Below are 17590 nucleotides of genomic sequence, written 5' to 3' on the forward strand. Positions count from 1 at the left end.
GCACCGCTGAATTATCAGCTCCGTGCGGCAATCCGCGGTGCCAGACCAGACATGTCATACCCCGCATCCGCAGCCGTTTTGACAATATCCTCGACCGGCATCTTCCCGGCATTGGCAAGCGACCACAAAATCGCGCAACGCGTTCCGGTCCGGCAATAGGCAAAGACCGGTTTGGGGGCTTCGTTCAACGCCTTGGCAAAGGCATCGGCATCGCCATCCTGCACATTGCCACTCATCACGGGTTGAAACACCGCCGTAAGGCCAAGTTCCTCGGCCCGCGCCTTGACCGCACTAAACGGTGGCTGGCCGGGATCTTCATTGTCCGGCCGGTTGCAAATGATCGTCTTGAAACCGGCTTGGGCAATGTGATCCAGTGCCTCAATCGGCATCTGGGGCGATACGGTAAGATCGTCATTCAGGCGTTTCATCGTCCTTGCATCCATTCTTTCGCGTCGGAATCGTCCCGCCTTTGCCCTCAAAGGCTGTTAAGCGGGATCTTGAGATAACGGATGCCATTATCTTCGGCTGGTGGCAACTCCCCAGCGCGCATATTTACCTGAACCGATGGCAGGATCAGGCGCGGCATATCCAATGTCGCGTCCTTGGCCTTGCGCATTTTGGTGAATTGATCCTCGCTGATACCTTCGCGAACATGGACATTATGGGCGCGTTCTTCGGCCACCGTGGTTTCCCAGATATAAATATCGCGCCCCGGTGCCTTGTAATCATGGCAAAGAAACACCCGTGTTTCTCCCGGAAGGGCCAGAATCTTTTGCACCGACCGATAAAGTGTCGCCGCATCCCCACCCGGAAAATCACATCTTGCGGTGCCAAAATCGGGCATGAACAACGTATCGCCGACAAAAACGCTATCACCAATCACATAGGACATGCAGGCGGGTGTATGCCCTGGCGTATGCAGCGCACGCGCCGAAAGCCCGCCGATTTCAAACGTTTCCTCATCCTCGAACAGATGGTCGAACTGACTGCCGTCGCGCTGGAATTCCGTTCCGGCGTTAAACACCTTGCCAAATGTTTCCTGCACCACACTGATCTTTGATCCGATGCCCATGCGCCCGCCCAGTTTGTCCTTCAAATACGGGGCCGCCGACAGATGATCGGCATGGACATGGGTTTCAAGTATCCATTGCACCGTAAGCCCTTCCTCGCGGACAAAGGCAACAATCGCATCGGCGGAAACGGTATTGGTCCGGCCACTTGCCGGGTCATAATCCAGGACCGAGTCAATAATCGCGCAACAACTGCTTTGCGGATCGCGCACCACATAGCTGATCGTAAAGGTCGCCTCGTCAAAAAATGCCTTCACCACCGGCATTTTCGATTTGTCCGCCCGAAGCGACGGTTTGCCTGATCCGATACTCATGCCACTCCTCCGGTATTGTCGGACGCCGATAATGCTAGTTCGTGGATGTCTGACAGGTGCAAATACCCAAAATGCGATACAGCAGGCAGAATCGCATAACCCCGGTCAACAGGATGACCGCGCCCACAATCATCGCAAGCCAGCCAAAACCGCCAAGGGTGGCAAACGGACCGGCCTCGGTCGCAAGAACGAACGGCAATACAATCAGGACAAGACCAAGGATGATCCGTACCACACGATCAAATGTTCCAACATTGGCTTTCATCGCGAAACTCCGCTTTTTAAATGGATGAATAATCTCTGGCTGAGAGGTTATAATTAAACATTATAATAATCAAATGTAATTTTATCATTTTTTTGTGTTAAAAATGATCCATCGCAATGCAATGCACAAAACCGCCCGGTTGCGGTCCTTTCCCGCGCGTGCTAAGCCCCTCTCGAATCAAAATTTCTGGGGATGGTTCATGACCGACAACGTTGCATCACAACCCGAAAATGCCTCAACACCTGATTGGCCTGTCTGGCAGGCACAAAATCCGGCGGGCACATTTTCCCAGTGGCTCAAGGCGTGTGTTGCCGATGATTGGCACAAGGTCACCCACCATCCCTTTACCGATGCCTGGGGCAAGGCCGCGGTTCCCGACCGCAATCTCAAAAACTATCTGATTCAGGACCACCGTTTTATCGACCGGTTTGTTGCCCTTCTGGCCGGTGCCGTATCACGTGCGCCAACGCTGCCGGACCGGATTCCGGCCTGCCAGTTTCTCGCCCTTCTGACCGGACCGGAAAACACCTATTTCGAACGATCACTTGATGCGCTGGGCGTCACCGAACAGGAACGCCGCGAAATGCCGGATTGGGACGTCACGAGCGCCTTCAAGGATCTGATGCGCACCGCCATGGAAAGCAACGACTACGCCAGCATGCTGGCGGTTCTGGCCGTGGCCGAAGGCACCTATCTTGGCTGGGCGGATCGGGTTCACAATGAAATCGAAAGCCACCCCACAGAATTCTGGTACGCCGAATGGCTTGATCTGCATATCGGGACCTATTTCGAAAGTGTCGTCGCCTTCCTCAATGATCAGCTCGATAAAACCGGACCGACACTCGATGACACGGCCCGTGCAAACTGTCTTTCCTGTTTTCGCAAGGCAACCGAACTTGAAGTCCGGTTCTTTGACGCTGCATGGGGTTCACAAACGTGATCACCATCCGCCCGTATCGCGCAACCGATGCATCGGTGCTGACCGAAATTTACACCCGTTCCGTCACGGAACTGGGATCACGTGCCTACAACCCTGATCAGGTCGGCATCTGGGCGTCTCTTGCCCCAACCGCAGAACGGTTTGCCGAACTGATGGATGATGGTCGGCTGCGCCTGATTGCGGTGGATGCAAACGACCGGGCCGTCGCCTTTTGCGATCTCGAAGCCGACGGGCATCTCCATTTTCTGTATGCCCTGCCCGAACTTGCCGGTACCGGTGCGGTCAGGATACTTTATGACGCCCTTGAAAAAGCGGCACGTGACCGCAACATCGCAAAGCTCTATTCCGAAGCCAGCGAACTCGCCAAGGGCTTCCTGTTAAAACAGGGCTTTCACGTGGTTGAACGCCGCGATTTTGAAGTCGCCGGGGTCCCGATCCATAACTACGCCGTTGAAAAACGCCTGCGTCCTGTGACCTGATGGCGGGCAAAATCAAAAGGCGGTCATTTCCCGACCGCCTTTTCATGTCAACTGTCCTTGATCGCCCGACGGGCGGTTGTCACCACCCGCTCGACAAAGGCATCGGCCTGCCCGATATAATGCGCCGGATCGCGCAGCTTGGCCCAGTCGATCCCGACATCGGTAAGTTTTGGCAATTCATCAAACAGATTGCTTTGATTGGCGGCAGACCGCGAAAGCGCATCCTTGACCAGCTTGTCCGCCCCGTCACGCCCAAGATGCTCGGCAAGGGCAAAGGTCGCGGCCTCCGCCAGCATCGCACCGCGTGACAGTTCAAGATTGGCCGCCATCCGGTCAGCATTGATCTTAAGGGTCGGCACCATATCAACCGCCTGCGCCAAGCCCGCCGCCGTCGCCATGACCATCTGCGGCAATGTCAGCCATTCCAGCAACCAGCTTGCCCCGGATCGTTCATGTTCATGTATCTGGCTTTGCGCAAATGTGCCAAGCTGCCCGGCATTGAACCGCGCCAATGTGATCAGCATTTCCGCCTGCACCGGATTGGATTTATGCGGCATGGTCGATGATCCGCCGCCCTTGCCCGGCTGGACTTCAGCAATTTCGGATTGCGCCAGCAAAACAAGGTCCTGCCCCATCTTGCCAAGCGCACCGCTCAGCGCGGTTAACTGTGCGGCAAAATCGACCAGAACATCGCGCTGGCTGTGCCACGGCATATCGGTTGGGGGCAGTTCAAGTTCATCGGCCAGATTGCGTTCAACCTCAATCGCCTTGTCCCCGATGGATGCCAGCGTCCCTGCCGCCCCGCCAAAGCTTAACCGGAACAGATCGGCACATAATGTATCAATCCGCTGATCAATCCGCACCAATGGTGCCAGCCATCCGGCGGCCTTAAGCCCGAATGTGGTCGGCACGGCCTGTTGTGAACGGGTCCGCCCGATCATGACCGTTGCCCGGTGGGTTTCGGCCTGTGCAATCAATGCCTTGATCAGCTTGCGCGTCCGGCGGCGGATAATCCCCACCGCATCGCGAAGCCGCAACACAAGCCCGGTATCAACCACATCCTGACTGGTTGCACCAAAATGGACAAACCGTGCATCATCCCCGCCGACCTCGGCCTTAAGCGCCTTGACCAATGCCGGCACCGGCACACCGGCACTTGCCGTACCCGCCGCCAATGTCGCGGGATCGGGGCGAAATTCGCGGCACACATCGGCAATACGGTTCGCACTTGTTTCCGGGATCACGCCTGCGCGTGCTTCGGCCGATGCCAATGCCGCCTCGAACAGCACCATTGATGCGATCTGCGCATCGTCGGTAAACAGGGCGGCAATTTCCGCATCGGCAAACAGATTGCCAAGCATCGCGGAATCAAAGGGCGAAATCGTCATCTGGTTTGGTCCACCGTTTAAACAGGTGTTATTTCAGGTCCTTAGTGTCGCGCTGCCATGGCGTTCGGTCAACAACACAAAAAGAAGCCCCTGCCCGTTCTTCCAACGGCACAGGGGCCATTTTGAAATCAACCGATAATCAGACCGCTTCAAGCACAATGGCAATGCCCTGCCCGACGCCAATGCACATCGTCGCCAGCGCATATTTGCCGCCACTACGTTTCAACTGCATCGCAGCCGTCCCGGTGATACGTGCGCCCGACATGCCAAGCGGATGACCAAGCGCAATCGCCCCGCCATTCGGGTTCACACGCGCATCGTCATCGGCAATGCCAAGATCGCGCAATGTCGCAAGCCCCTGCGATGCAAAGGCCTCGTTCAGTTCAATCACGTCAAGCTGATCGGAGGTAAGACCAAGACGCGCCAGAAGCTTCTTGCTGGCCGGTGCCGGGCCAAAGCCCATGATGCGTGGCGCAACACCCGCCGTCGCACCTCCAACCACCTTGGCAATCGGTTTCAGGCCGTATTTCTTGACCGCCGCTTCCGATGCAATGATCAATGCCGCCGCGCCGTCATTAACCCCCGATGCGTTGCCTGCCGTTACCGAACCACCTTCGCGGAACGGGGTTGGCAATTTACCCAGCTTTTCAACTGTCGTGCCCGGACGCGGATGTTCATCCTTGTCAACGATGATCGGGTCGGCCTTGCGCTGCGGAATGGTGACCGGCGTGATTTCCGCGGCCAGATTGCCGTTTTCCTGTGCCGCCACCGCCTTGTCCTGCGACCGGACGGCAAAGGCATCCTGATCGGCACGGCTGATCTTGAAATCCTCGGCGACGTTTTCACCGGTTTCGGGCATGGAATCAACGCCATACTGCTTTTTCATCACCGGATTGATGAAACGCCAGCCAATCGTGGTGTCATGGATTTCCGCATTGCGCGAAAAGGCCGTTTCGGCCTTTGGCATCACGAACGGCGCACGCGACATGCTTTCGACACCGCCCGCAATCATCAGATCGGCTTCACCCGATTTGATCGCGCGTGCGGCCATGATGATCGCGTCCATGCCCGACCCGCACAGACGGTTGACCGTCGTGCCAGTCACAGTTTCCGGCAATCCGGCCAAAAGCGACGACATGCGCGCCACGTTGCGATTGTCTTCCCCGGCCTGATTGGCACATCCGAAAATCACGTCATCGACATCGCCGAAATCAACATTCGGATTGCGTTCGATCAGTGCCTTTAGCGGAATGGCACCAAGGTCGTCCGCACGGACCGATGAAAGACTGCCGCCAAAACGGCCAATCGGGGTACGGATAAAATCGCAGATATAAGCATCAGCCATATGTGGGGTCCTTACTGCTGGCCTTCATGGGCCTTGGCGGTGCGGGCATGCAGGTCACGCAGGACCTGAAGCTCGTGCGCGTCGGGCACCGGAGTTTCGGCGACTTCATCTGCAAATTCAACAGTCCAGCCAGTGTTTTCGATAATATCTTCGCGCGTCACGCCCGGATGGATCGATGTCACGATGAAATACTTGCCAACCGGATGCGGTTCCATGATGCAAAGATCGGTAATCAGCCGCGATGGCCCTTTGGTATCAACACCATAGGACGCGCGGTCATCCCCGCCCTTGCCATGACCAAGCGAAGTCACGAAATCGATCTTTTCAACAAAGCCACGCTTGCTTTGTTTCATCACCAGAAACACCTCGCCACAGCTCGTCGCGATTTCCGGCGCGCCGCCACCGCCCGGCAGGCGGACTTTGGGATCGTCATAATCGCCAATCACGGTGGTATTGATGTTGCCATATTTATCAAGCTGTGCCGCGCCAAGGAAGCCGACGGAAATCTTGCCGCCCTGCAACCAGTAACGGAACATTTCCGGCACCGGCACGGTATTGACCGCCGTTTCACAAAGCTCGCCATCCCCGATGGATAACGGCAATACGTCTGGCTTCGTACCAATCGTGCCGCTTTCATAAATCAGGGTCAGCTCCGGCGCATGCGTCAACCGTGCAAGGTTGCACGCCGCCGACGGCATGCCGATCCCGACAAAGCAAACATCGTCATTCTTGAGTGCGCGCGAGGCAGAAACCGTCATCATTTCGGTAGGGGTATAGTCAACCATGATCTTTCCTCCGCTTACCCTTTGTTCGCTGCGCGCTTGGCGGCGAAATCTTCGGGGCCGCCCTTCATGACATGCTCGTCGATCCACGCGGTGAAACTGTCACGATCATTGGCGATCTTGTCCCACGCCTTGTAAAACGCGTTGTCGCGCTTGTAATAGCCTTGGGCATAAGACGGATGCGCACCACCCGGCACCTCGACAATCGCGGTCACCGCCCAGTTCGGCAGCATCACGGCGTTGTAGGGAACATCGTCAAAATTATCGACGATCTCCTCGACCGTGATGATCGACTTTTTCGCCGCCAGAACGGCTTCTTTCTGAACACCGACAATGCCTTCAAACAGGACATCGCCCTTTTTATTGACTTTCTGGGCATGGACCACGGCAACATCCGGGCGAATGGCCGGAACAGCGGCCAGGCTTTCACCAGTGAACGGGCATTCGATGAATTTGATATTCTTGTTCACGCGCGGCAATTCCGCCCCACGATATCCCTTGAACACCGCACAGGGCAGCCCCGCCGCCCCCGCGTCATAGGCATTGGCCATTGCCGCGTGGCTGTGTTCCTCGATCTCAAGCTTGTGCGGCCAGCCTTCCTGAACCGCATCGCGCAACCGGTGCAAAGACCCGACACCGGGGTTCCCGCCCCACGAAAACACCAGTTTCTTTGCACAACCGGCCCCTATCAGCTGATCATATATCATGTCGGGCGTCATCCGGATCAGGGTAAGGTTCTTGATCCCCTGCCGAATGACCTCGTGCCCGGCGGCATGCGGGATCAGATGCGTGAAACCTTCCATCGAGACGGTATCGCCATCCTTGATGCAGGATGCGACAGCCTCTTTAAGCGACATGAAACGTGCAACCACGGTAAAACTCCTGTGGTAACCAGAACAAGAAAACGCGGCATATCTCAGCCGGATGCGTTGGAATGATTTGGATGGCTGCGCCTACCGGCTTTCCCCAAAGCAGCGAACACAGCCATCCGAACCGAAGCGACCTACACGTCGAAGAACACGGTTTCCGCGTCCCCCTGCATGTGAATGTCGATCCGGTATTCAACCCCGGTACGGGTTTCGACACGCTTGGCAATCAGCGTATCGCGGCGATCAGCGGGAACTGATTGCAGGATGTCATCCTTGGCATTCAATGCCGCCTCGTCATCGAAATAGAAACGGGTAAAGGCATGAACCAGCATGCCGCGCATGAACACGATGACATTGACAAACGGGGCCGTACCGTCGGCAACAACACCCGGTTTGACCGTGTCAAAGTAAAAGCGGTTCTGCGCATCCGTGCCGGTGCCACAACGGCCAAGCCCACGGAAACCCGATGATGCAACATCAACCGGATTTTCGGCGTAGGCGCCGTTGGCATCGGCCTGCCAGATTTCGATCATCGCGTCATTGACGACATCGCCGTTGCCATCAAGAACACGACCAGTGATGCGGATATGTTCGCCTTCCGCGTCCGGTCCGGCGATGGTCGTGTCGACAATGTCGGTAAAGTCGTATGCATATTGCCCGGCGGTCAGGCCATAGGCGAAATACGGACCAACCGTCTGCGAGGGGGTTTCACCATATGCCATGACTTAATTCTCCATCGGGGTGGCATTGCGTCCGCGCAGGACGATGTCAAACTGATAACCAAGGGCAAAGCCTTCCTCGGTCTTCTCGATCGAGAATTTCGCAATCAGGCGTTCGCGTGCCGCGGCGTCCTCGGTACCCAGGAAAATCGGATCAAGGTCCAGCAACGGATCGCCCGGAAAATACATCTGGGTCACAAGGCGCGTGGCAAAACCCGGCCCGAACAGCGACAGATGAATATGGTTCGGACGCCATGCATTGAAATGGTTGCCCCACGGATAGGCCCCCGGCTTGATCGTATAGAAAACATAATTGCCGTTGGCATCGGTCATGCACCGGCCCGACCCGCGGAAATTCGGGTCAAGCGGCGCGTCATGCTGATCCACCTTATGCACATAACGCCCCGCCGCATTGGCCTGCCAGACCTCGACAAGAATGTCGGGCTGCGGGCGACCATCGGTATCCATGACCTTGCCATGCACCACAATGCGTTCGCCCAGCGGTTCGCCATTGGTGATGCCGTTTTTCGTCAGATCGAAATCAAGCTTGCGAACTGATGCCGGGGCAAAACGCGGGCCGGTGCCCTCGGTCAGACCGGATTTGATGGCAAGCGGGGCGCGCGTCGGACCGCGCAGAATGGTGGATTTGTAACCGGGTACGATAAAGGGAGCGTGGGAACCCCAATCACGCGGTTTGAATGTGGACATGGCGTTACTCTCCCTTGGCGGCCGCATTATCAATTTCGGCATAGGTTTGTTTGGCAATGCGGAACGCCGTATTGGCGGTGGGAACACCGGCATAGACCGCAACATGCATCAGAACTTCACGGATATCTTCACGCGTGGCACCGGTATTAAGCGTCGCCCGGATATGCATCGCCAATTCTTCTTCATGGCCAAGCCCGGCCAGAAGCGCGATGGTCACGATGCTGCGTTCGCGCTTGGTAAACGTATCGCTGGTCCACACACCATTCCAGACATTCTCGGTGATGTAACGCTGAAAACCGGCATCGATTTCCGTGACATTCGCCGATGCACGATCCACATGGGCATCGCCCAGAACAGAACGGCGGGTTTTCATACCGACTTCATACCGGTTCTCAGACAAGGTTCTTCTCCTTGATAAATCGGTCGATCAACCGGGAAAGCAATTCCGGGGTTTCAAGGCACGGCAAATGCCCGACCCCGTTTATAAGTTCGAATTGGGCACCGGGGATCATCCCGGCCATCTCGCGCACCACATCGGGCGGTGTTGCCAGATCATCCGATCCGCAAACACAAAGGACCGGCACCGAAATCCGGGTCGCCGCATCGCGCAGATCACCATCACGAAGGGCAACGCACGTTCCGACATACCCCTCCACCGTGGTCCGCACCAGCATGTCGCGATACATCGCGGTTTCAACCGGACGGTCACCGCGATATGTCGGCGACAACCACCGTTCGATGATCGCATCGCCAAGAACCTCGATACCGCCTTCCCGGATGGCATTGATGCGCGTGTTCCAGCCATCCGCATCGCCAAGTTTCGGCGCAGTATCGCACAGGATCAGGCCGCGAACACGCTCCGGCACCAGTTCGGTGACCTTCTGCGCAATCAGTCCACCGACCGACAAACCGCAAATAATGACGTCTTTGACGCCGAGATAATCCAGAAGCCCGATCAGGTCATTGGCATGCAGGTCGATATCGTAATCCGCCCCGCCAATGCCCGATAAACCATGCCCGCGCTTGTCATAGGTTATGACGTTGAACCGGTCGGCAAAGGCCGGGGCAACATCGTTCCAGATACGCAGATCGGTACCCAGCGAATTTGAAAACACCAAAGCCGGGCCATCTTTCGGGCCGGTCTGGCAATAATGGATATGTGTCCCGTTGATCGGGGCGACTTGTAAACTCATGTCATTTCCACCCTGACTTGTTACGCCCAATCTGGCAGGCGACTTTGGTTATGTAAAATGAGGATTTGCGTTAAATGCATAACTATACAATTATATAAAACAGGAATATTTGATTTCTGGAATGGTAACCATGCTTGATCAACGCATTAAATTCCGCCATCTGACCTGCTTTCTGGAGGTCGCCCGCCAGCGCAGCGTCGTCAAGGCCGCCGACACATTATCGATCACCCAGCCAGCCGTTTCCAAAACCATCCGCGAACTTGAAGAACATCTTGATGCCCGCCTGTTTGACCGGTCCAAACGCGGCGTCACCCTGACCGATTTCGGCAAAGTGTTCCTGCGTTATGCCGGGGCCAGCGTCACCGCCCTGCGTCAGGGTGTCGACAGCATCAGTCAGGTGCGCATGCAGGGCGGGCTTTCGATCAATCTTGGTGTATTGCCAACCGTCGCCGCCAGCGTCATGCCAAACGCCATCCGCCGGTTCAAGGCACTCAGCCCCGATACAACGGTCAAGGTCGTCGCCGGACCAAACGTCATGCTGATGGGGCAATTGCGCGTCGGCGAACTTGATCTGGTGGTCGGTCGTCTGGCCGAACCCGATCAGATGTCGGGCCTGTCCTTCATACATCTATATTCCGAACATATCTCGCTGGTTGCGCGGCCCGGTCATCCATTGCTGGCCGATAAAAACCCGGACATTACGCGCATTCGCGAATTTACCGTTCTGGTGCCGCCCAAACAGGCGATCATTCACTCGACTGTCGACAAAATGCTGATTGCGCATGGCATCGGTGCCCTGCCCGACCGGATCGAAACCGTTTCGACATCCTTTGGCCGCGCCTTTACCCGCGAAACCGATGCAATCTGGATCATTTCAAACGGGGCTGTGGCATCCGACATTGCCGAAGGCCACCTTGTCGAATTGCCGATTGATACCAGCGATACCTTTGGCCCGGTGGGCCTGACCACCCGCATCGACAGCCCGATTTCCCCCCCGGTCGAAATCCTGATCAATGCGGTCCGCGAAGAAGCCGCCCGGCATCATGCAACCCATGCCCGCCACGATACATAATCATATGGTTATGAAAACAAGCGCCAATATCATTATACATAACCATGCGACGACCATTAGATTGATTACAAATTGGCATGGCAGCTGTGCATAAACGGCAAACATGCGAACAAAAAGAATAACAAAAACAACAAGAAAAAAACTTCAGGAAAACTTTGCAGATAAAAAACGCATCATGGCTGAGACGTTTGATGGCGTTTGGCAACGCCACGGGACGTTCAAAGGAGGAAAGAATGAAACACATCACGAAACTGCTGACAGGTGCCGCCGTTGCGACCATGGTGTCGTTTGGCGCCCACGCACAGGAAGTCACCCTGACGATCCAGCACTTTCTGGGCCCGAAAGCACCGGCACAGGCCCAGATGATCGAACCGTGGGCCAAAAAGATCGAAGACGAATCAAACGGTCGCATCAAGTTTGAAATTTTCCCGTCCATGTCGCTGGGTGGTAACCCGCCGGAACTGTATCGTCAGGTCCGTGATGGTGTCGCCGATATCGTCTGGACCCTGCCGGGTTACACCCCGGGCGTCTTCCCGCATACCGAAGTTTTCGAACTTCCGGGTGTTCATCTGGGCGATGCACGCGCGACCAACCTCGCGATCTGGGACCTGATGGAAGACATGGCACCGGACCTTAAAGACATCCATCCGCTCGCCGTTCACGTCCATGCCGGTCAGGCCATCCACCTGACCCAGAAAGAAGTCCGCACCGTTGCCGATGTCAAAGGCCTCAAACTGCGTACACCGACCCGTACCGGTTCCTGGGTGATTGAATCCTGGGGTGCGGAACCGGTTGGCATGCCGGTCCCGGCCCTGCCGCAGGCCATGTCGCTTGGCGTGGTTGACGGCGGCCTGGTTCCGTTCGAAGTCGTTCCGCCGCTGAAACTGGCTGAACTGGTTTCCTATTCCGTCGAAGGCCAGGGCGTTAATTCGCGCTTTGGCACCTCGGTCTTCCTGTTCGCCATGAACAAGGACCGTTACGAAAGCCTGCCCGACGATCTGAAAGAAATCATCGACCGGAACTCCGGCCGCGATTTTGCCGCCCATATCGGTGACGTTTTCAACAATGTCGAAGAAGTCGGCAAGAAAATGATCAACGATGGCAAGGGTCAGGTTGTTCAACTGACGCCCGAAGAAAAAGCAACCTTTGACGATGCATCCGCATCGGTTGTTGATCGCTGGATCGAAGAAGCCAAATCGAACGGCATCGACGGTGCTGCATTGGTCGAAAAGGCCAAGGCTGCCGTTCTCGCCCATACCGAGCAGTAATCTTTCCAGATTACTGGCAAATCTGACAGGGTTACGTATCATCACGTTACGTAACCCCGTTTTCCCGCAAGATTGCCCGCGAGAATGAATGACAGATGAAACACGTGCTTAACAAGGCCGCATCATGGCTTGCCGTGGCGGGTGGTTTTTTGGCCCTGCTGATCGCGGTGGTAACCATCGTCAACGTTACCGCATTCGGCCTGGACAAACTCGCGCGCCTGTTTGGTGCGAATTTCCCGGCAATTATCGGCTACGAGGATTTCGTCAGCATGGTTGTCAGTTCGGCGGCCCTGATGTTCTTCCCCTATTGCCAGACCCGTTACGGCCATGTCGCCGTCGACGTGTTTATCAAAATGTTTCCCAACTGGTTCGCGCGCGGTGTTGATATCGTATCGGGCATCCTGATGACGCTGCTGGCCCTGTTCCTTGGCTATATGATGATCAACGGCCTGATCGAAGTCCGCAGCGACAATACCCTGTCGGCAATTCTGGGTTGGCCGATCTGGCCGTTCTATGTGCCGGGCATCGTATCGATGTTCCTGTGGGCGCTGATTGCCGCAAGCCAGATTTTCGAAAGCGAGGCCACGGCCAATGTCTGAACGCGAATTAATCGGCCTTGGCGGTCTTGTACTGCTGTTCTTTATTCTCGCACTGCGCGTTCCGGTCGGGCTTGCCATGATCGGGATCGGGATCGGCGGCAACTATGTGCTTAGCCTGTTCTTCCCCTTCCTGCGCTTTGAACCCTATCTGCAACAGTTCAAATCCCTGTTTTACGGGATTGTCTCGAACTATGAACTCTCGGTCGTGCCGTTATTCGTCCTGATGGGCTATCTCGCCAGTCAGGCCAATCTGTCACGCGATCTGTTTCAGGGCGTCAATGCCATTCTGGGCCGGTTCCGGGGTGGCGTTGCCATGGCCGCCATCGGGGCCTGCGCCGGGTTTGGTGCGGTTTGCGGATCATCGCTTGCCACCGCATCAACCATGGGCAAGGTCGCCCTGCCCGAATTGCGCCGCCTTAATTATTCGCCGCGCCTTGCCACCGGTACGCTGGCGGCGGGCGGAACGCTCGGCATCCTGATCCCGCCGTCTGTCGCACTGGTGATTTACGCCGTCACGGTCGAGGCATCGATCATCCAGATGTTCCAGGCGGCCATCATCCCCGGTTTGCTGGCGGTGGTGTTCTTTATGGCGGTAATTGCCATTCAGGTCCGCCTGAATCCAAGCCTCGCCCCGATCCCCGAACCGATGGCACCGGCAGAACGTCGCGAAGCATTGCTGCGCCTGATCCCGGTGATGGTGATTTTCGGATCAATCATTCTGGGCCTTGGGGCCGGTCTGTTCACCCCGACCCCGGCGGCCGGTGTCGGCGTGTTTGCCATTCTGGTTTATGGCGCTTACATGCGCCTGCGTGGCAAGGGCGGCCTGACATTTTCCGGTCTCAAACAGTCGCTGCGCGATACGGCTGTCACCACCTCGATGATCTTTTTCATCCTGCTGGGGGCCGAAATCCTGAAAGGTTTCTTCAGCCGTGCCAACCTTCCGGCCTATATGGCCGAGGCCGCCGCGACCAGCGGCCTTGATCCCTGGCTGATCATGGTTCTGATGCTGCTCGCCCTGATCGTTCTGGGCTGCTTCATGGAAAGCCTGTCGATGATTGTTGTGATCATCCCGTTCTTCTGGCCGGCCCTGGTCGATATCAATGGTGGTGACTGGGCAACGGCGGCAACGGCGGCCTATGGCATGGGGGCCGAAGACCTTAAAATCTGGTTTGGTATTCTCGCCCTGATTGTCGTGGAGCTTGGATTGATAACGCCACCGGTGGGATTGAATGTGTTCATCATCAACGCCCTTGCCGATGGCGTCCCCATGAGCCAGACCTTCCGCGGCGTCATGCCCTTCTTTGCCGCCGAGATCGTCCGCATCATGTTGCTGATCTTTGTCCCGGTGCTGACATTGTTTGTGCCAACATTCCTCGGCGGTTAGCAACGCGCATCATAAGCTTGCGAAAAGCCCGCCCGCTGTGGCGGGCTTTTCTTTTGGTCAAACCCGAAAACCGCTAGACTGTCCGAACGCAAACAGCAAAACATGATCATGGTCGCAACCCGAAACAGCATTCCGGTCTATAAACTTTACGGTGAAACCGGCGATACCTTCCCCGGAACCGCCGAACAGATTGCCATTTCCGAACCGGAATTCTTTCATCTCGAAAGCATCCCGTCGCGATCCAAACTGCATGACCTGCACATTCAGCCGCACCGTCATGCCAATCTGTTTCAGCTGCTTTACATCACCCACGGCCACGCCGGGATCGAATTTGACGACCGGCAATTCACCATGCAGGTCGGCCATCTGCTGACCCTGCCGCCCGGCACCGTTCACGGCTTCCGTTTCAGCCCCGATATCGACGGCTGGGTCATTTCACTGACCGACTATCATTTGCAGGAAATTCTGGCCCCTGCCCCGAAATTGCTTGCACGCCTTGACCGACCACTTTGCGTTGATGCATCGGCAACCGCCGATCAGCCAAGCCCGACCGATTTCCTGATCCGTCAACTGGTCGCGGAATATTACGGACATAATACCGGGCGGTTATATGCGCTGCGTAACATATTGGGATTGCTGTTGCTCGGCATCGGCCGCGATGCGCCCTCGGGTGATCCGGCACGGCTTAGCCGCAAGGAACAGAAAACCGCCAAGTTCCGCAAATTCCAATCCCTGATCGAAACCTTCTACAAACAGCACAAACCGCTGGAATTCTACGCGCGCGAAATCGGCATCACCACGACACAGCTCAACCGCATAGCCAAGGACATCTATGGCATGACCGCCATCGAAGTCCTCCATCACCGCCTGATCCTCGAAGCCAAACGCACCCTGATCTATACCGACATCGCGGTTCAGCAGATCGCCGATGAACTGGGCTTTCGCGATGCCGGCTATTTCTCGCGCTTTTTCGCCAAAAAGGCCGCGATGTCACCGGTCCAGTTCCGGCAGGATCACCGGTAACATTCGGCCAAATCCGGGACCGGTCAAAGCCAGCCACCCGTCCCGCTCAGATGCTTGGGCAAATCACCAAGCGGCACATTGGTCAGATCCTTGACGATTTCCCCGTCAAGCGCCTCGGCCAGCGGTTTGGGCATTTTGGTGCGGACCTCGCCCATCACCTTGGGCGGCGCAATCACGATCAGATTGTCAAACCTGCCCTGCTTGCACTCGTCGGCAAGATATCTGACGACATCATCGACGAATTCCTTCTGGGCATGTTCATGCGGATCGGATGCCGGGGGCATGGCGTGGCGTTGCTGATTACCTGCCGGATTGGCAAAACCGCGTCCCGGTTTGTCGCTGGCGATTTCCTGACTGGATCGGTTATCGGCCTGCATTTCCTCGACCGTTTCCAGATGACGGCCTTCGGCATCGCGCGTAACCGCAATCACATGCGCCTTGCCACCGTCGGCGACGAGAATCCACTGGTTCTTATGCATTTCAACCTGCCTTTTTGTTGGGACTGTCCCCGGAACGTTACGGGGACAGCTTTGGTTCCAAATCAAGGCAGATCAAACAGTCCGAAATCGATTATCGCCAGCCCAGCAACCAGCGATCCAGCCGCCCAAGCAACCACGAAACGCACAAGCCCAAAAGTGACAGAACCACCACACCGGCAATAAGCTGATCGGTCTGATAGAGGTTCCCGGCTGCCAGAATAAGCGCCCCGATGCCGTATTGCGCGCCGATCATTTCGGCCGCGATCAGAAGGATGATCGCGATCGAGGATGAAATACGAAACCCTGACAGGATGGTCGGCAACGCACCGGGCAGGATGATCTTGCGGATCACCGACCACATCGGCAGATCAAAGCTCTGCCCCATGCGGATCAGGTTGCGCTGCACATTGTCCACCCCGCCAAAGGTATTGATCACGGTCGGGAAAAACACGCCAAAGGCAATGGTGGCAAATTTCGATGGTTCACCAATGCCAAACCAGATGATGAAAAGCGGCAAAAGGGCGATTTTCGGGATCGGGAAAAGGGCCGATACAAACGCCACACCGGGCGACCGCGCCCAGCTGAACATCCCCACCAGAAAACCAACAAAAAGCCCGGCCACCGTCCCCATGATCCAACCGCCAACAAGCCGCTGCAACGATGCGCCAAGATGCAGCCAAAGATCACCCGTGACAATCAACTGCCAAAGCGCCTTGGCGACTGCAACCGGGCTTGGCATCGCAAGTTCGCTGATCACACCCGTGCTTGATCCCAATTGCCAAAGCGCAATCACGGCAACGAAAAAGCCCCACGCCGCAACCGGATTGGCCTTCGGGTTAAAGCCCGTCGCGCGAAAACGCACATGGCTTGCCGGTGACGCCGCACTTTGGGGTTCTGCCCGGACTTCGCTGATATCATGCAACATTTTCAAGCTCCTTATCGGCCGCAATCGCCTCATCCCGGATCAGGTTCCAAAGGGCCTGCTCATGCGCGATCAGCTCCGGCATGCCTTCGCGACGCTCTGCTATCGGAATATCGATTGTGTGGATTTCCTTGATCGTGCCGGGGCGACGGCGCAATGCCACCACCCGGTTGGCCAGTCGCACGGCTTCGTTCAGGTTATGCGTCACATAAACCGCCGTCATGCCGGTCCGCGCAAATAACGCGGCAAATTCATCAAGCAGCAAAATCCGCGTCTGCGCGTCAAGGGCTGATAACGGCTCGTCCATCAGCAAAACCGCCGGGCGGACGGCAAGCGCACGTGCAATCCCGACCCGCTGCTTCATCCCGCCCGAAAGCTGCTTGGGATACGCATCGCGGAAATCCGATAAATTGGTCTGCGCCAGAACCTCGGCCACCCGCGCCTCAAGGTCCGCCTTGGATAATCCATGATCTTCAAGCACAAGGCTGATATTGCCCGCCACCGTCCGCCACGGCAAAAGCGCGAAATCCTGAAACACATAAGTCAGCGGGTTAAGGCACCCGTCCGGGGTGGCCTTATCGCAAATCAGAATCTCGCCGCGTGTCGGGGCCAGCAATCCGCCAATGATCGACAGCAATGTCGATTTGCCGCAGCCCGACGGCCCGATCAATGCCACGACCTCGCCCGGCTCGATCCCGAAATCGATATCGCGCAGCGCCTCGACCTGATCATATGAATGGCAAATACCCTTGATTTGCAGCCGCATGGCAC

21 protein-coding genes are annotated in these 17590 nt (G+C 56.6%); 7 read left to right on the forward strand and 14 right to left on the reverse strand.

The window, feature by feature from the left end:
- Window positions 1-14: 14 nt before the first annotated feature.
- The 3 genes from TH3_RS11120 to TH3_RS11130 are packed head-to-tail and all read right to left on the reverse strand — an operon-like array spanning window position 15 to window position 1649.
- The gene (locus TH3_RS11120) at window positions 15-428 is read right to left on the reverse strand and encodes a protein tyrosine phosphatase family protein (protein ID WP_007089330.1); all 414 of its coding nucleotides are present in this window, start codon (window positions 426-428) and stop codon (window positions 15-17) included.
- Window positions 429-475: 47 nt separating this feature from the next.
- Entirely contained in the window at window positions 476-1384 is a 909-nt protein-coding gene (locus TH3_RS11125; RefSeq protein ID WP_007089329.1) for an MBL fold metallo-hydrolase, read from the reverse strand.
- A gap of 34 nt (window positions 1385-1418) precedes the next feature.
- Window positions 1419-1649, reverse strand: a complete 231-nt coding sequence (locus tag TH3_RS11130; RefSeq protein ID WP_007089328.1) for a YgaP family membrane protein — start codon at window positions 1647-1649, stop codon at window positions 1419-1421.
- Between the two features lie 199 nt (window positions 1650-1848).
- Here TH3_RS11130 and TH3_RS11135 point away from each other — a divergent pair, with 199 nt between their 5' ends.
- Together TH3_RS11135 and TH3_RS11140 are read left to right on the forward strand one after the other, a co-directional pair.
- Entirely contained in the window at window positions 1849-2589 is a 741-nt protein-coding gene (locus TH3_RS11135) for a TenA family protein (protein ID WP_007089327.1), read from the forward strand.
- Window positions 2571-3068 carry a GNAT family N-acetyltransferase gene (locus tag TH3_RS11140; protein ID WP_007089326.1) on the forward strand — a complete coding sequence of 166 codons (498 nt, stop codon included), beginning with the start codon at window positions 2571-2573 and terminating at the stop codon, window positions 3066-3068. The genes TH3_RS11135 and TH3_RS11140 overlap by 19 nt, the downstream gene beginning before the upstream one ends.
- A gap of 47 nt (window positions 3069-3115) precedes the next feature.
- Here the strand turns inward: TH3_RS11140 and TH3_RS11145 are convergent, their stop codons facing one another.
- The 8 genes from TH3_RS11145 to pcaD form a co-directional block, all read right to left on the reverse strand.
- On the reverse strand, window positions 3116-4456 hold the full coding sequence (locus TH3_RS11145) for a 3-carboxy-cis,cis-muconate cycloisomerase (protein ID WP_007089325.1): 1341 nt from the start codon (window positions 4454-4456) through the stop codon (window positions 3116-3118).
- A gap of 139 nt (window positions 4457-4595) precedes the next feature.
- Window positions 4596-5801 (reverse strand): 3-oxoadipyl-CoA thiolase, encoded by a 1206-nt coding sequence (gene pcaF / locus TH3_RS11150; protein WP_007089324.1) that lies wholly within the window; start codon window positions 5799-5801, stop codon window positions 4596-4598.
- Window positions 5802-5812: 11 nt separating this feature from the next.
- A complete protein-coding gene (locus tag TH3_RS11155) occupies window positions 5813-6586 on the reverse strand; it encodes a CoA-transferase subunit beta (protein ID WP_007089323.1) in 774 nt (257 codons plus the stop codon).
- A gap of 14 nt (window positions 6587-6600) precedes the next feature.
- Window positions 6601-7455, reverse strand: coding sequence for a CoA transferase subunit A (locus tag TH3_RS11160; RefSeq protein ID WP_007089322.1), 855 nt, complete (start codon window positions 7453-7455; stop codon window positions 6601-6603).
- Window positions 7456-7586: 131 nt separating this feature from the next.
- Window positions 7587-8174, reverse strand: coding sequence for a protocatechuate 3,4-dioxygenase subunit alpha (gene pcaG / locus TH3_RS11165; protein ID WP_007089321.1), 588 nt, complete (start codon window positions 8172-8174; stop codon window positions 7587-7589).
- A gap of 3 nt (window positions 8175-8177) precedes the next feature.
- Complete coding sequence (pcaH, locus tag TH3_RS11170) at window positions 8178-8879, reverse strand: protocatechuate 3,4-dioxygenase subunit beta (protein ID WP_007089320.1); 702 nt, start codon at window positions 8877-8879, stop codon at window positions 8178-8180.
- Between the two features lie 4 nt (window positions 8880-8883).
- On the reverse strand, window positions 8884-9279 hold the full coding sequence (gene pcaC / locus TH3_RS11175; protein WP_007089319.1) for a 4-carboxymuconolactone decarboxylase: 396 nt from the start codon (window positions 9277-9279) through the stop codon (window positions 8884-8886).
- Window positions 9272-10072, reverse strand: a complete 801-nt coding sequence (pcaD, locus tag TH3_RS11180) for a 3-oxoadipate enol-lactonase (protein WP_007089318.1) — start codon at window positions 10070-10072, stop codon at window positions 9272-9274. Before pcaD ends, pcaC begins: the two co-directional genes overlap by 8 nt.
- 130 nt (window positions 10073-10202) lie before the next feature.
- On the opposite strand from pcaD, the gene pcaQ reads away from it, so the two are divergent.
- The 5 genes from pcaQ to TH3_RS11205 all read left to right on the forward strand — a co-directional run bounded on the left by pcaQ (window position 10203) and on the right by TH3_RS11205 (window position 15418).
- Window positions 10203-11144: a pca operon transcription factor PcaQ gene (gene pcaQ, locus TH3_RS11185; RefSeq protein ID WP_040060871.1), complete on the forward strand. Its 942-nt coding sequence runs from the start codon at window positions 10203-10205 to the stop codon at window positions 11142-11144.
- 233 nt (window positions 11145-11377) lie between these two features.
- Window positions 11378-12412, forward strand: a complete 1035-nt coding sequence (locus TH3_RS11190; protein WP_007089316.1) for a TRAP transporter substrate-binding protein — start codon at window positions 11378-11380, stop codon at window positions 12410-12412.
- A 95-nt stretch (window positions 12413-12507) separates the two neighbouring features.
- Window positions 12508-13011, forward strand: a complete 504-nt coding sequence (locus TH3_RS11195; protein ID WP_007089315.1) for a TRAP transporter small permease — start codon at window positions 12508-12510, stop codon at window positions 13009-13011.
- Complete coding sequence (locus TH3_RS11200) at window positions 13004-14395, forward strand: TRAP transporter large permease (protein WP_007089314.1); 1392 nt, start codon at window positions 13004-13006, stop codon at window positions 14393-14395. Before TH3_RS11195 ends, TH3_RS11200 begins: the two co-directional genes overlap by 8 nt.
- A gap of 102 nt (window positions 14396-14497) precedes the next feature.
- Window positions 14498-15418, forward strand: coding sequence for a helix-turn-helix domain-containing protein (locus TH3_RS11205; RefSeq protein ID WP_007089313.1), 921 nt, complete (start codon window positions 14498-14500; stop codon window positions 15416-15418).
- 23 nt (window positions 15419-15441) lie between these two features.
- Here TH3_RS11205 and TH3_RS11210 read toward each other — a convergent pair whose 3' ends face one another.
- The 3 genes from TH3_RS11210 to TH3_RS11220 form a co-directional block, all read right to left on the reverse strand.
- The gene (locus TH3_RS11210; RefSeq protein WP_007089312.1) at window positions 15442-15897 is read right to left on the reverse strand and encodes a baeRF12 domain-containing protein; all 456 of its coding nucleotides are present in this window, start codon (window positions 15895-15897) and stop codon (window positions 15442-15444) included.
- A 91-nt stretch (window positions 15898-15988) separates the two neighbouring features.
- Window positions 15989-16822, reverse strand: coding sequence for an ABC transporter permease (locus tag TH3_RS11215; RefSeq protein ID WP_007089311.1), 834 nt, complete (start codon window positions 16820-16822; stop codon window positions 15989-15991).
- A complete protein-coding gene (locus tag TH3_RS11220) occupies window positions 16812-17585 on the reverse strand; it encodes an ABC transporter ATP-binding protein (RefSeq protein ID WP_007089310.1) in 774 nt (257 codons plus the stop codon). Before TH3_RS11220 ends, TH3_RS11215 begins: the two co-directional genes overlap by 11 nt.
- Window positions 17586-17590: the final 5 nt, after the last annotated feature.

This window comes from Thalassospira xiamenensis M-5 = DSM 17429, assembly GCF_000300235.2.
GTDB classification, from domain to species: domain Bacteria; phylum Pseudomonadota; class Alphaproteobacteria; order Rhodospirillales; family Thalassospiraceae; genus Thalassospira; species Thalassospira xiamenensis.

Coding starts and splice junctions, on each gene's coding strand:
- TH3_RS11120 (WP_007089330.1), bottom strand. CDS start 428: ATGAAACGCCTGAATGACGATCTTACCGTATCGCCCCAGATGCCGATT.
- TH3_RS11145 (WP_007089325.1), bottom strand. CDS start 4,456: ATGACGATTTCGCCCTTTGATTCCGCGATGCTTGGCAATCTGTTTGCC.
- pcaD (WP_007089318.1), bottom strand. CDS start 10,072: ATGAGTTTACAAGTCGCCCCGATCAACGGGACACATATCCATTATTGC.
- TH3_RS11200 (WP_007089314.1), top strand. CDS start 13,004: ATGTCTGAACGCGAATTAATCGGCCTTGGCGGTCTTGTACTGCTGTTC.
- TH3_RS11220 (WP_007089310.1), bottom strand. CDS start 17,585: ATGCGGCTGCAAATCAAGGGTATTTGCCATTCATATGATCAGGTCGAG.
- TH3_RS11130 (WP_007089328.1), bottom strand. CDS start 1,649: ATGAAAGCCAATGTTGGAACATTTGATCGTGTGGTACGGATCATCCTT.
- TH3_RS11215 (WP_007089311.1), bottom strand. CDS start 16,822: ATGTTGCATGATATCAGCGAAGTCCGGGCAGAACCCCAAAGTGCGGCG.
- pcaQ (WP_040060871.1), top strand. CDS start 10,203: ATGCTTGATCAACGCATTAAATTCCGCCATCTGACCTGCTTTCTGGAG.
- TH3_RS11210 (WP_007089312.1), bottom strand. CDS start 15,897: ATGCATAAGAACCAGTGGATTCTCGTCGCCGACGGTGGCAAGGCGCAT.
- pcaH (WP_007089320.1), bottom strand. CDS start 8,879: ATGTCCACATTCAAACCGCGTGATTGGGGTTCCCACGCTCCCTTTATC.
- TH3_RS11190 (WP_007089316.1), top strand. CDS start 11,378: ATGAAACACATCACGAAACTGCTGACAGGTGCCGCCGTTGCGACCATG.
- TH3_RS11125 (WP_007089329.1), bottom strand. CDS start 1,384: ATGAGTATCGGATCAGGCAAACCGTCGCTTCGGGCGGACAAATCGAAA.
- pcaG (WP_007089321.1), bottom strand. CDS start 8,174: ATGGCATATGGTGAAACCCCCTCGCAGACGGTTGGTCCGTATTTCGCC.
- TH3_RS11140 (WP_007089326.1), top strand. CDS start 2,571: ATGGGGTTCACAAACGTGATCACCATCCGCCCGTATCGCGCAACCGAT.
- TH3_RS11195 (WP_007089315.1), top strand. CDS start 12,508: ATGAAACACGTGCTTAACAAGGCCGCATCATGGCTTGCCGTGGCGGGT.
- TH3_RS11205 (WP_007089313.1), top strand. CDS start 14,498: ATGATCATGGTCGCAACCCGAAACAGCATTCCGGTCTATAAACTTTAC.
- pcaF (WP_007089324.1), bottom strand. CDS start 5,801: ATGGCTGATGCTTATATCTGCGATTTTATCCGTACCCCGATTGGCCGT.
- TH3_RS11135 (WP_007089327.1), top strand. CDS start 1,849: ATGACCGACAACGTTGCATCACAACCCGAAAATGCCTCAACACCTGAT.
- TH3_RS11155 (WP_007089323.1), bottom strand. CDS start 6,586: ATGGTTGACTATACCCCTACCGAAATGATGACGGTTTCTGCCTCGCGC.